We start from the raw sequence: 13350 nt of genomic DNA on the forward strand, positions 1-13350 counted from the left end.
TTCAGGCCGTCCTCTGCTCGGGGTACTTGACGCGGCCGTGGTAGATGCCGATCAGCGACTTGATGAGGCTGTCGCGGATCTCGGCGATCTCGCGGAGGGTCAGGCCGGACTCGTCGAACTGGCCGTCGCGCAGCCGCTTGTCGATCAGCTCGCGCACCAGGCCCTCGATCCGCGACGGGGTCGGCTCGGAGAGGGTGCGGCTGGCGCTCTCCACGCAGTCCGACATCATCAGGATGCCGGCCTCCTTCGTCTGCGGCTTGGGGCCGGGGTAGCGGAACGCGCTCTCCTGCACCACGGCGGCGTCCGGGTCGCCGGCGCCGCGGCGGTTGGCCTCGTGGTAGAAGTACTCCACCAGCGTCGTGCCGTGGTGCTGCTCGATCAGGTCGATGATCCGCTCCGGCAGGTGGTGCTGCCGCCCCAGGTCCACGCCGTCCTTGACGTGGCCGATGATGATCAGCGTGCTCATCGCCGGCGCGAGGTTGGCGTGCCGGTTGGCCGACCCCATCTGGTTCTCGACGAAGTAGTGGGGCTTCAGCATCTTGCCGATGTCGTGGAAGTACGCCCCGATCCGGACCAGCAGGCCGTTGGCCCCGATCCGCTCGGCCGCCGCCTCGGCGATCGCGCCGACGGTGATCGAGTGGTTGTGGGTCCCCGGCGCGCGGCGGACCAGCTCCTGCAGCAGCGCGTGGGTGTTGTCCCCCAGCTCCAGCAGGCTGATGCCCGTCACGATCCCGAAGGAGTTCTCCAGGAACGGCAGCGCCCCCCCCATGAAGAAGCCGGCCATCAGCCCCCAGCCGGCGCGCCAGAAGCCGTCGGAGCGGATCAGCTCGATCGGCTGATGCTCCCACAGGCCGGCGGCCCAGGTCAGGATCAGGTAGACCGCCGCGGACGTCGCGCCGACCTTGATGAGCTTGGTGCGCGTGCGGACGTCGTTCAGGCCCAGCACGCCGGCGGCCGTCCCCCCCATCAGGATCAGGAAGTGGGAGATGCCGGTCCCCAGCGCCATGCACGTCAGGATCGAGAGGCAGAACGTCGCCATCAGCCCGAAGCTGGGGTTGTAGGCGATCGCCAGGATCATGGCCGACGCGGCGACCGGGATCAGGTCGGCGTTCCACGCCTGGTTCGCCAGCAGCCGGACCATCCCGACGCAGACGACGACCAGCGCGCAGAGGGTGGCGATCCGCCCCAGATCCGCGGCGATCCGGCGCTCGTGGCGGGCGATGTACGCGCCGGCCAGGATGAACAGCGCCGAGACCAGGGCGAGGATGCCGACGGCCCGCTGGAGCTTCTCGGCGAGCGTCAACTCGGCGATGGCCGCGTCGTGCTCCATCCGGAGCAGGATCAGCTGCTCCTCGGCGATGGGCTGCCCCTGGTCGACGAGCACCTCCCCCTCGCGGAAGGTGTCGAACCACTCCGGGACCGCCTCGCGCGCCTGCTCGCGGAGCCTCGCGGTCTCCTCCGGGTCGAACGTCAGCGTGGGGCGGCCGTCGAGGCGCTCGGCGACGAGCTGGAACAGCGTCTCGCCGACGCGGCTCGGCGTGAACGCCGCGACGAACTCCTTGGCCACCGGCCCGTCCGGCTTCACGATCCGCTCCGGAACGACCCGCTCGCGGGGGAAGATCCGGGCCGCCTCGGCGGGGTGGTCGATGTCGCGGATCGAGAGCGTGCGGCTGGATTCCTCGTTGCGCGGCAACGCGCCGGGGCCCAGGACCCCCGCCTCCAGCAGGGGCTCGAACGCCTTGGCGATCTGGACGTGCAGGTTGTCCCGACGCTGGGGGGTGTCGGTGGCGGCCTTGATGTCGAGGTACGCCTCGGGCTTCAGCCGCCAGGTGGAGACCACCGTCGGGTCGACGTCCTCGTACCGCTGCGACTTCGCCACGGTGACGGTCAGGTCGTCCAGGCGCTCGGCCAGATCCTTGATCGGGGCCGGGTCGTTGATCATCACCAGCGGGACCTGGTCGGCGGCGGCCTGGCGCAGGTTGCTGGTCTTGGTCTGGTTCCGGATCCCGAACTCCCTGACCTTCACGCGGATCTCGCGCTCGGGACGCTGGCCCAGCCGATACTCGAACGGCGGCCCGGAGCCGTGGACGACGGCCGAGACGATCAGCGCCGTCAGGCCGATCAGCGAGAAGCTGACGAGGCGGGCGCGCTGGCGGGCGGCTCGGCCCTGCTCGATGGAGATGCTCGGGAGGGTTCTCAACTGGGCCCGACTCGGCCTCGGGCGCCGTCTACCGATGCTCATGGAAGGCGACTCGAATCGCCGCGGCCGTCGCGAGGCGCGCCGCGCTGTTCCGCGCCGGGGCCGCGCGGCCCCGTGCGCCCTGAGTCCGTCCTCGCGGGCGGGTCGTCGGCCTTGCCGACGATCAGGATCGTGATGACGAGGGGGGGGGTCACGGCCTCATCCCGCCTCGGCCTCGTCCCCGTCCCCGTTCGCCCCGTCGTCGCCCGGCGGGGCGGCGGCGTGACCGTGGCCGTGGCCATGGACGCGGGGGTGGGCCGGGATGCCGATCGTCTCCTCCAGCTCGCGGGGGACGACCTCGACGGGCTCGTAGGCGTCGACGATCGCCTGGACGAGCGGGTGGCGGACGATGTCCGTGCGGTCGAGCGTGACCGCGGCGACGCCGGGGACGCCCTTGAGCCGCTCGACGGCGTCGGCGAGGCCGCTGGGGGTCGCGGGGGGGAGGTCGACCTGGGTCACGTCGCCGGTGACGACGATCCGCGAGTCCTGCCCCATGCGGGTCAGGAACATCTTCATCTGCGAGACGGTCGCGTTCTGGCCCTCGTCCAGGATGATGACGGCGTCGTTCAGCGTCCGACCGCGCATGTAGGCCAGCGGGGCGATCTCGATCAGGTCGTTGTCCATGTAGCGACGGATCTGATCGTAGGGCATCAGGTCGTGCAGGGCGTCGAGCAGCGGGCGGAGGTACGGGTTGATCTTCGCCTCCAGGTCCCCCGGCAGGAAGCCCAGGTGCTCCCCCGCCTCCACGGCCGGCCTCGCCAGGATGATCTTCTTGATCTTCCCCTGGCGCAACAGCTGGACCGCGTACGAAACCGCGAGGTAGGTCTTCCCGGTCCCCGCCGGTCCGACGCAGAGCACCAGCGCGTGGTCGCGGAGCGCGCGGAGGTAGCGGTCCTGCCCGCCGGTGCGCGGGCGGACGACCCGGTTCCCCTCGCGGATCTCGACGCCCCCCGGCTCTCCCGGAGGCTGCAAGGCGCGATCGATCAGGTCGGCCACGTCGGCCGAGCTGACCGGCTTGCGCGAGCGGTGGCGGGAGCGCAGCCCCTCGAAGATCCCCCGCGCCTGCTCGACGCGGGCGGAGTTCCCCTCGATGCGGACCTCGCCCCGACGCGCCAGCACCTTGACGCCCAGCGCGTCGCGGATCTGCCGCAGGTGCTGGTCGCGACTGCCGAAGACCGCCAGTTCTTCGTCCTGGCCCTCCAGCGCGATGGTGACTTCCGGCATACCTCCCCTTTCGCCGACCCGGGCGGGCGCGACGGACTCGGGCCCGATCGGCCCATCCCATTCAACTCTATGCTATCAATTCGGGGGCCGAAGACAATATGCCCGACGCGATATGAAAATCGGTTCAGGGGCCGAGGATCGCCCAGAACCCATAGGCCACCGGGGCGGCGAAGAGCAGCGAGTCCAGCACGTCCAGCACCCCGCCGAAGCCGGGGACGGCGGCCGAGGCGTCCTTCGTCCCGCAATCGCGCTTGATCATCGACTCCATCAGGTCGCCGATCTGCGCCGTCGCCCCGACCAGCAGGCCGAAGCCCGCCGCGCCCATCCAGCCCAGGGCCATCAGGCCCCGCCCCCGCGCGATCCATTCCACCGCCAGCGCGCCGACCACCGCGAACGCCAGCCCGCCGACGCCCCCCGCCACGGTCTTGTTCGGGCTCAACGCCGGCCAGAGCTTGCGGCGGCCGAAGAGCCGGCCGATGGTGTACGCGCCGACGTCCGCCCCCTTCGCCGTGGCGATCAGCATCGCCAGCGGGATCAGGCCGTGCTTGCAGCCTTCGAGCCAGCGCATCTGGATCATGAACGTCCCGAGCAGGCCGACGTAGGCGACGACCAGCACGGTCCCGGCGACCGACGCGATCGCGCCTCCGGGGCGTTCGAACCGCAGGCTCTCGGCCACGAACGCGGCCATCACCACCGCCACGAAGCTGAGGAACGGCCAGGCCAGGACCCCGATCGACCCGTACGGCTCGGACATGATGCCCGAGATCGGCTCGTGGTCCGGGCACGAGGAGACCAGGTGGGGGAGCCAGTTCGCCGCCAGGATCGCCAGCAGCCCGCCGGCGACGACGCGGGGGTCGGGCCGGGCCGGGGTGTTCGCCAGCAGCGCGACGAGTTCCCGCGAGGTCGCCCCCATCGCCAGGGCGGCGACGGCGAACCAGAGCGGGAACCACGGCCAGAGCCCCTGGTCCACGTACAGGACCAGGACCAGCGCGGCGACGATCAGGACGGCGCTGAGGACGCGGGTGCGGAGCATGAATCCTTGGCGTGACGAGCGGGTGGGTGGCCTGGGGCGGCCCCACCGGGCGGGGCCGCTTCGATCCCACTCTACCCGGCCGGAGTCCCCGCGGCCAGCGAGGAGGCCGGCAGCCCGCCGAACTTGCGCGTCCGCAGGGCGTAGTCGGCGCAGGCCCGCAGCAGGTCGTCGCCGCGGAAGTCGGGCCAGAACTTGTCCGTGACCCACAACTCCGTGTACGAAACCTGCCAGAGCAGGAAGTTGCTGACGCGCAGCTCGCCGGCGGTGCGGATCAGCAGATCCGGGTCGGCCGCCCCGCCGGTCTCCAGGTAGGCGGCGAAGGCGTCCTCGTCGAGCGTCGCCGGGTCGAGCCGGCCGTCGCGGGCCTCCTCGGCGATCCGACGCGCGGCGTCGAGGATCTCGGCGCGCCCGCCGTAGTTGATCGCCAGCCGGAGGACCATGCCGGTGTTGCCGGCGGTCTCCGCGACCGTGCGGTCGATCTCCGCCAGGACTTCCGGCGGCAGGCCGTCGCGACGGCCGATGGTCGTCAGCCGCACGTTTCGCTCCATCAGCTCGGCGCGCTCGGCGACGAGGAAATGGCGCAGCAGCCGCATCAGGAACCGGACCTCGCGGGCCGGCCGCTTCCAGTTCTCGACCGACAGGCAATAGAGCGTGACCTGCTCCAGGCCCAGCCTGACCCCCTCCTCGACGATCGCGCGCACGCTCCGGACGCCCCGGCGGTGGCCCATCACGCGGGGGAGCCCGCGCTGCTGGGCCCACCGGCCGTTGCCGTCCATGATGATCGCGACGTGGCGGGGGAGCTGCTCGGGCCGGAGGTCCCACCCCTCCAGCCTGGCGAGCCCTTCCACGGTGACGTTCAGCGGGGGGAGTTCGTCGGGTCGCATGGGTCGTGTCGTGCCCAATCCATGAGGGGGGATCCTGCCGCGTCCGGCCCGTTCGATCTGGTCCGTCCTGGTCGGGTTCAGCGGCCTTGCGGCACGCGGATCGTCTGGTTGCGGTCCGGGCCCACGGAGACGATCGTCGCCGGCACGCCGACCTTCCGGCCGATGAACTCGACGTAGTCCCGGGCGGCCTTCGGCAGGTCGTCCCAGTTCCTGGCGGCGGTCACGTCTTCCTTCCAGCCGGGCAGGGTCTCGTAGACCGGGCGGCAGGCCTCCAGGTCGGCGAGCGAGGCCGGCAGGGTGCGGACCGGCTCTCCGTCCCGCTCGTAGGCGACGGCCACTTGCAACTCGTCGTGCCCGCTGAGGACGTCCAGCAGCATGACGGCGATCTCCGTGGAGCCGCTGACCCGCGCCGAGTATCCCGCGGCGACGGCGTCGAACCAGCCGCAGCGGCGCGGCCGCCCGGTGACGGTCCCGTACTCGCGGCCGACGCGGCGGATCCGCTCGCCGATCTCGTTGTCCTGCTCGGTGGGGAACGGGCCGCCGCCGACGCGGGTGGTGTACGCCTTGACGACGCCGATCCAGCGGTCGACGTACCGCGCCGGCACGCCCGAGCCCGGCGACAGCCCGACGGCGCTGGAGTTGGAGCTGGTGACGTAGGGATAGCTGCCGTGGTCGACGTCCAGCAGCGACCCCTGCGCCCCCTCGAACATCAGCCGCTTGCCGGCGTCCAGGCATTCGTGGAGCTTGGCCGTGGAATCGCACACGTACGGGCGGAGCGCCTCGGCGTGGCCCAGGTACTCCTCCGCGACCGCGGCGTCGTCGAACGGTTCGAAGTCCGTCAGCATCGCGCCCAAAAGGCGGTTCTTGAAGTCGACGATCCGCTTGAGCCGCTCGCGGAACTCGGCCGGGCGGTAGAGGTCGGCGACCCGCACGCCGTGGACCCGGCCGACCTTGTCCTTGTAGCACGGGCCGATGCCCCGCCGGGTGGTCCCCAGGTGGTCGGCGCTCGACGACGACTCCTCGGTCAGCCGCTCTTCCGCCAGGTGGTAGGGCAGGATGACGTGGGCCCGGTCGCCGACGTGCAGGCGGCCCCGGAAGTCGATCCCCTGGGCCTCCAGCGTCGCGACCTCCTTCAGGAGCGCCGGCGGGTGGATCACCACGCCGTTGGCGATCACCGCGTGGACGTGCGACCTCAGGATCCCCGTGGGCACCAGCGAGAGCTTGTACGTCGTCCCCTCGTGGACGACCGTGTGCCCCGCGTTGGCCCCGCCCTGATAGCGGACCACCACGTCGTGGTCGTCGCAGAGCAGGTCCACGATCTTACCCTTGGCCTCGTCTCCCCACTGCAGGCCCACCACGCACGTCGATCCCACGGGGCACACTCCGGAGCGGCTCGCGAACCGGCATGGCGGTCGCTTGGTATCGTAAAGTCACAGGTTACAGGACGGTCGCGGCCCCGTCAATGAGTCCGCTTCGGCTCGATGGGTCGCCGCGCCGCCCCCTCCGTCGAGGAGGAGGCGGGGACGTGTTGGTCCAACGTCGTCGCGGACTTGGCGGCCCACATCGCCTCGCCGCCCGCGCGGCTCAGCCCGTCGCGCCGCGGAACTGGTCGAAGAGGTAGCGGTTGTCGTGGGGCCCGGCGGAGGCTTCGGGGTGGAACTGGACGCTGAAGACGGGCAGCCGTTCGTGCCCGATCCCCTCGACCGTCTGGTCGTTGAGGTTGACGTGGGAGACGGCGACGCCGGCGGGGAGGCTGGAAGGGTCGATGGCGAAGCCGTGGTTCTGGGTGGTGATCTCCACCCGGCCGGTGTCCTTGTTGAGCACCGGGTGGTTCGCGCCGCGGTGGCCGAACTTCAGCTTGAACGTCTTGCCGCCGAACGCCAGCCCCAGGAGCTGGTGCCCGAGGCAGACGCCGAACATGGGGATCCCGCGCGACTCGGCGGCGGTCTTGATCAGGCTCCTGACCGTGCCGACGGCCTTGCCGAGCGCCTCGGGGTCGCCGGGGCCGTTGGAGAGGAAGATGCCGTCCGGCTGGTGCTCCATCACGGCCTCGGCGGGGGTGTTCCCCGGGACGACCGTGACGCGGAAGCCGACGTCCACCAGGTGGCGGGGCATGTTCCACTTCATGCCGAAGTCCATCGCGACGACGTGGGGCCGCTTCTCCCCCCGGGCGGGGCGAGGGGCAGGCCCGCGGCCGGTCGGGTCGATGTGGTAGCCCTCGTGGAGGCCCGGCTCCCAGACGGTCGGCCCCTCGGGCATGACCTCGCTGGCCAGGTCGCGGCCCACCAGGCCGGGGCTCTTCCGCGCCTTGGCGACCAGGCTGGCGTCGTCCAGGTCGGTCGTGGAGATGACCCCCTTCATCGCCCCCTGGACGCGGATCCGGCGCACGAGGGCGCGGGTGTCGATCCCGGCCAGGCCGACCACGCCGTTCTCGGCGAGGTAATCGTCGAGCGACCGCTCCGCGCGGAAGTTGCTGACGCGCGAGGACAGCTCGCGGACGATGAAGCCGCGGATCCACAGGCGGGGGCTCTCGGCGTCCTCTCGGTTGACGCCGCAGTTGCCGATCTCGGTGTAGGTCATGGCCACGATCTGGCCGTTGTACGACGGGTCGGTGACGATCTCCTGATATCCGGTCATGCTCGTGTTGAACACGACCTCGCCGTCCGTCTCGCCTTGCGCCCCGAACGACCGGCCCGTGAATACCGAACCGTCCTCGAGCGCCAGTTTCGCCGTGCCCATCGTCGCTCCCGGGGCCTGATCGCGGCCCTCGCTCCGAAATCGCCTAACCTGGATGCGCCTCGCGAATCCCCACGATTCTACGCGCCGGGCGAATCGGCCGTCGAGGCGTTTCCCCGACGCCCCGCGCCGATCGGGGCGGTCGCGAGGGCCACGCCCCACGCCAGCAGCCCCAGCGTCGCCGCCACCGCCGCGCCGGCGCCCCCCCGCTCGCGGTACAGCAACACCCCCGGCCCGACGGTCGCGATCGAGAGCCAGGACACGACCACCATGGCCGGCGCGACGGCCACGGCGGCCGTCGCCAGGGTCGCCGCGAAGTCGCCCCAGCCCTCGCCGAGCCTCCCCCCGCGCGCCAGACGGCGGGCCGACCCGCGGCGCGCCCCGGCGAGCATGGCGGCGTCGTATCGGGCGTCATGGGCCGCGTCGACCGGGCCGAGCGGCCGGCGGCCCACCCGCGACGACGCGACGGCCAGCCAGACGGCCAGCGTGGTCGCGACCATCGGCGCGCGGTCGGCGTCGAGCCAGTCGATCAGCGCGCCGGCGTCCTCCCGGCCGGCGGAGGCGAGCGTCGCCAGCCGTCCCAGCGCCAGGACGACGACCCCCGCCACGATCGGCGGCGGCGCGACGGCCTTCGCGAGCCGTCGGAACCGTCCCGCCGCGGCGAGCCCCGCCGACGCCTCCAGCCGCGCCAGGGCGGCGCCCGAGGCCGTCGCCAGCACCGCCACGCCCACCCCCATCGCCAGCGAGCGGACGAGGATCCGAGTCACGGCCGGGTCGGCCGACAGACGCCGCGTCGCCCCCCCCTCGTCGGCGGCCTCCCCCGCGACCATCCCCAGTCCGACCATCGCGGCCAGGACGAACGCCCCGAAGCCGGCCGCGACGCCCCACGTCGCCAGCGCTCGCCGCCACGACGCGGGGGGGCGCGGGCGGTCGTCGCGCCCGTTCCCCTCGCGGTCGGGCCCGGACCAAAGCCTCAGGATGATCCGCCATCCGGCGACCGTCGCGACCGCGATCAGCGCCAGCGACGCCAACGCGGGGAACGGCGCGTCCCCCGTCGCGACGACGACCATCTGGTAGCCCAGCGTCCGCCGCAGCCCCAGCAGCAACGGCGGCCCGGGATCGGCGAGCGTGAGGGCGAACGTGAACGCCCCCGCGCGGGCCATCGCCGGGCGGATCGGCGGCCAGGCCAGCCGGCGCCAGCGCCCGAGCCGAGGGCCGCCGGCCATCGCGGCGGCCTCGCGCCACCACGGCCCCAGCCCGTCGAGCGCGCGGAGGTACGCGAGCGCTCCGAGCGCCATCCCCGGCACGACCGACGCCGCGACCCACGCCGCCCACGCGGCGTCGATGGACGGGAACCGCGCCCGCCAGGTCGCCGAATCGCCGGCGTCGAGCCACCCCGAGGCCCCCAGCGCGATCAGATAAGGGGGCGACGCCGCGGCGATCCCCAGCGCCACCATCGCCGCCGCCCGCGAGGCCCCCCCCGGCCGCCCCACGACGCGCCCCACGATCGTCCCGCCGACGATCGCCGCCAGCGACGCGATCCCGGCCGTGATCGCGCTCTGTCGCAGGCTCGTCCAGACGAACGGGTCCAGCAGCACGACCGCCGCCGGGAACAGCGACGCCCTCGCCTCCCCCCCCGGCCCGACATCCACCAGCGCGCAGACCCCCAGCGCCGCCAGCGGCCCGACGACGAGCATCCCCAACACCAGCGACGACAACCAGCCCGATATGAGACGGATCAACGCACCCCCCGACGCCGGCCCCGAAGACGCCCCATCCTAGCAGGCCCGCCGCGACACCGGGTAGTATGAGGAGACGTGCCCGACGCCGCCGAGGCCCCCACGGAGGAATCCCGATGAAACTGTACCGACTGCGCGAGTCCGGCGGCCCCTCTGGTTGGAAGCCCGAGGACGCCCCCACGCCGAAGCCGGGGCCGGGCGAGGTCCTGGTCCGCATGCGCGCGGCGTCGCTGAACTATCGCGACCTGATGATCTGCAAGGGGCAGTACCCCCCCATGTTCCAGCTACCGCTGGTCCCGCTGTCCGACGGTGCCGGCGAGGTTATCGAGAACGGGCCGGGGGCGTCGCGGTTCAAGCCGGGCGACCGGGTCTCGTGCAACTTCCTCGCGCGATGGGTCGACGGCCCGTCCGACGCCGAGAAGGCCGCCTCGGCCCTCGGCGGCGAACTCCCCGGCGTGCTGGCCGAGGAGGTCGTCCTGCCGGAATGCGGCCTGGTCGGCCTGCCCGACTCGCTGAGCTTCGAAGAGGCCGCCACCCTCCCCTGCGCCGCGGTCACGGCCTGGCACGGCCTGTTCGAGACCGGCGGCGTCCGCGCGGGCGAGACGATCCTGACCCAGGGGACCGGCGGCGTCTCCATCTTCGCCCTCCAGTTCGCCAGGGCCGCCGGGCTCCGCGTGATCATCACCTCCAGCAGCGACGCCAAGCTCGAACGCGCCCGGGCGATGGGCGCGGCGGAGACGATCAACTACAAGACCACGACCGACTGGGAGGAGGCCGCGCGCCGGCTCACCGGCGGCCGGGGCGTCGATCTCGTCGTCGAGCTTGGGGGCGCGGGGACGCTCCCGAAGTCGCTCCGCGCGGTCAAGACGGGGGGCACGGTCGCGATGATCGGCGTCCTGACCGGCCCCGGCGCGGGGGTCGACCCGGCGCAAATCCTGTTCGCGGGGATCCGGCTCCAGGGGGTCTTCGTCGGCTCCCGCGCGATGTTCGAATCGATGCTCAGCGCGATCGAGTTCCACGCCATCAAGCCCGCGATCGACCGCGTCTTCCCGTTCGACCAGGCCGTCGACGCCCTCCGTCACCTGGAGAGCGGCGAGCACTTCGGGAAGGTCGTGATCGCGATCTGATCGGCGTCCCGCGGAGGACGTCAGCCCCCGCCGACGGCGAACTTGCCGGCCAGCAGGGTGACGTTCTCCGGGGCGATGGTGAGCGTGACGCCGCGGCCCTCGCGGACGTGCGCCGACTGGCTCTGGAGTGCGAGGGTGACGACGGGCCAGTCGCCGGGGCCGCGGAGGAGGATGCGGCGGGTGGGGCCCTCGAAGGTGACGCGCTCGACGGTCGCCGGCAGGCGGTTGGCGTCGCTGGGGACGCCCTGGGCGATCGTCAGCGACTCGGGCCGGATGCAGACCGTGACCGGCGATCCGGGGACCAGCCCCCCGAGCGTGGTCCGCGCCACCAGTCGGCCGACGGGCGTCCGCACGACGACCTCGCGCAGCGAGGCGTCCAGGCCCACGCCGTCCACCTGGCCCTGGAGCAGGTTCGTCGCGCCCAGCAGCCGCGCGACGAACACGTCGACGGGCTGCCTGTAAAGTTCCTCGGGGCGACCCGACTGGAGCACGCGTCCCAGGTCCATCACCGCCAGACGATCCGCGCGGGCCAGGGCCTCGGCCACGTCGGAGGTCAGCAGGAGCGTCGTGACGCCGGCCTCGATCCGGGCGCGGCGGATCTCGTCCCATGCCTCCTCGCGCTCGCGGGGCTCGATCCCGGCGAGGGGGTCGTCGAGGATCAACAGCCCCGGGTCGGCGATCAGCGCGCGCGCCAGCGCGACCCGCAACGCCTGCCCCGGGGAGATCCCGTCCGGGCGGCGATCCGCGACGCCGTCGATCCGCAGCGCGGCCAGCGATTCGTCGACCCGACGCCGACGCTCGCGCGTCGGGACGCCCTGGGCCTTGAGCGGGTAGGCGACGTTGTCGCGGACCGTCAGCGCGGGCCAAAGCGCGAGGTCGCGGAAGACCATCCCCACGCCGCGCTCGGCGGCCGGGAGGGCCTGCGACATGCGGTCGCCCAGGTAGATCTCGCCGTCGTCCGCGGCTTCGAGCCCGGCCACGAGCCGGGCGAAGGTCGTCTTGCCCGCGCCCGGGGGGCCGAGCAGGCAAGTCAACTCGCCGGGGGGCAGGCGCAAGGAGGCGTGATCGACCGCGGCGACGCGGCCGTAGCGCTTGACGAGTCCTTCGGCGATGACGCGGATCATGATTCGCTCGGCGGGGGCTTGGCGGCGGCCAGTCGGGCCACCCAACGGTAACGCTGACGGGCCCACTGCGTCCACTCCGCGCGCAGCCAGGATCGGAATCGCGGCTCGCCCGCCAGCCGGCCCCCCGCCGCGGCGGCGATCTCCGCGACGACCGATCGGTCCAGGTCGCGGCGAGGCGCCAGCCAGCTCCGGGCCAGCCAGTCGCGCGCGGCGGGGTCGGGGGCGAACTGGCCGGTGAGCGAATCGACCAGCGCCGGGCCGTCCTCGCCGGGCCGGGCCAGCAGCTTCTCGATCGAGGCCGGCGGCCAGGGAGGGGGCTGGGTCAGCCGCTCCACCGCCCATTGCGGCGAGCCCGCCGCCTTCACCGCCGCGACCGCGACCGCCAGCTCCTCCTGGGCGTCGACCAGGGTCGCCCCCAGCAGGTCGGCCGCGAGGTCGCCCTCCCACGCGAGCGCCCCGGCTTGCCCGATCGCCTCGAACCTCGGCCCCGGCCCGCCGCCGCCCGCTTCTTCCACGAACTTCAGGAACGCCCGCGCGGCGCGGGGACGCGAGGTCCCCTTGACGATCGCCGCGCCCTCCTCGTGCCTCGCCTCCGATGCATCCGCGGTGGTCAGCGTTCTCGCGGCCCGCCCTCGCCCGATCGCCGCCCGCGCCGAGGTCGCCCGCCAGCCGACGGCGGCGGACTCCCCATAATGGTCGAGCAGTTCGGCGTAGCCGGCGCGCCAGCCCTCGTCGTCCACCCGCGCCAGGCACCACGCCAGGGTCGGCGGATCCAGGCGAGGGTCGGCCAGCGCGAGGCGGCCGGGGCCGGGCTCCAGGCCGATCGCGGCGGAGCGCGCGACGATCCAGTACGGCTTCGGCGCGCCGTCGCTCAGGCTTTCGAGCCGGCCGTCGGCCGTCATCCGCGCGTAGGCCGCCGCGTCGCCGCCGAGGAGGACGTCGGGCGCCGACGCCGGTCGACGCGCCGCGCGGTCGATCGGCTCGTCGTCGGCCGTCTCGATCCAGACGATCGCGCCGGCCTCGACGGGCTCGTCCGGTCGCCCGCGAAGCCATCCCGCGAACTCGCCCGCCAGCCGCGCCCGCTCCTCTCGCGGCCAGGGCGTCGCGATCCGGAGCCCGTCCGATGGCGGCGTCGAGACCAGGGCATCGAGCCCCCCGCCGCAGCCCGCGGCCGGGGCGAGGATCAACGCGGCAAGCGCGAGGGCAAGGCGACGACAAGCGTCCCTTCTCCCCTCGTGGGAGAA

10 protein-coding genes are annotated in these 13350 nt (G+C 73.0%); 1 reads left to right on the top strand and 9 read right to left on the bottom strand.

The genetic code is table 11. The annotated features are described in order from the left end of the window. Position 1: 1 nt before the first annotated feature. From WG209_RS22560 to WG209_RS22590, 7 genes are all read right to left on the bottom strand, one after another. Positions 2-2200 (bottom strand): HDIG domain-containing metalloprotein, encoded by a 2199-nt coding sequence (locus WG209_RS22560; protein ID WP_337177356.1) that lies wholly within the window; start codon positions 2198-2200, stop codon positions 2-4. Between the two features lie 198 nt (positions 2201-2398). Beyond that, positions 2399-3463, bottom strand: a complete 1065-nt coding sequence (locus WG209_RS22565) for a PhoH family protein (protein ID WP_337177357.1) — start codon at positions 3461-3463, stop codon at positions 2399-2401. A 124-nt stretch (positions 3464-3587) separates the two neighbouring features. After that, positions 3588-4496, bottom strand: coding sequence for a phosphatidate cytidylyltransferase (locus tag WG209_RS22570; RefSeq protein ID WP_337177358.1), 909 nt, complete (start codon positions 4494-4496; stop codon positions 3588-3590). 71 nt (positions 4497-4567) lie between these two features. After that, positions 4568-5380: an isoprenyl transferase gene (locus tag WG209_RS22575; RefSeq protein ID WP_337177359.1), complete on the bottom strand. Its 813-nt coding sequence runs from the start codon at positions 5378-5380 to the stop codon at positions 4568-4570. 77 nt (positions 5381-5457) lie between these two features. Then, the gene (locus WG209_RS22580; RefSeq protein WP_337177360.1) at positions 5458-6753 is read right to left on the bottom strand and encodes an adenylosuccinate synthase; all 1296 of its coding nucleotides are present in this window, start codon (positions 6751-6753) and stop codon (positions 5458-5460) included. Between the two features lie 211 nt (positions 6754-6964). Continuing rightward, complete coding sequence (gene carA / locus WG209_RS22585) at positions 6965-8119, bottom strand: glutamine-hydrolyzing carbamoyl-phosphate synthase small subunit (RefSeq protein WP_337177361.1); 1155 nt, start codon at positions 8117-8119, stop codon at positions 6965-6967. A gap of 77 nt (positions 8120-8196) precedes the next feature. Next, on the bottom strand, positions 8197-9858 hold the full coding sequence (locus tag WG209_RS22590) for a hypothetical protein (RefSeq protein WP_337177362.1): 1662 nt from the start codon (positions 9856-9858) through the stop codon (positions 8197-8199). Positions 9859-9971: 113 nt separating this feature from the next. Here WG209_RS22590 and WG209_RS22595 point away from each other — a divergent pair, with 113 nt between their 5' ends. Continuing rightward, on the top strand, positions 9972-10982 hold the full coding sequence (locus WG209_RS22595; protein ID WP_337177363.1) for an NAD(P)-dependent alcohol dehydrogenase: 1011 nt from the start codon (positions 9972-9974) through the stop codon (positions 10980-10982). Between the two features lie 20 nt (positions 10983-11002). On the opposite strand, the gene WG209_RS22600 is transcribed toward WG209_RS22595, so the two are convergent. Together WG209_RS22600 and WG209_RS22605 are read right to left on the bottom strand one after the other, a co-directional pair. Next, on the bottom strand, positions 11003-12106 hold the full coding sequence (locus WG209_RS22600) for an ABC transporter ATP-binding protein (RefSeq protein WP_337177364.1): 1104 nt from the start codon (positions 12104-12106) through the stop codon (positions 11003-11005). Then, positions 12103-13350 (bottom strand): hypothetical protein (locus WG209_RS22605; protein WP_337177365.1); only part of this gene is annotated, 1248 nt, incomplete at its 5' end. The genes WG209_RS22605 and WG209_RS22600, both read right to left, overlap by 4 nt.

This window comes from Paludisphaera sp. (assembly GCF_037189885.1).
Taxonomy (GTDB): domain Bacteria; phylum Planctomycetota; class Planctomycetia; order Isosphaerales; family Isosphaeraceae; genus Paludisphaera.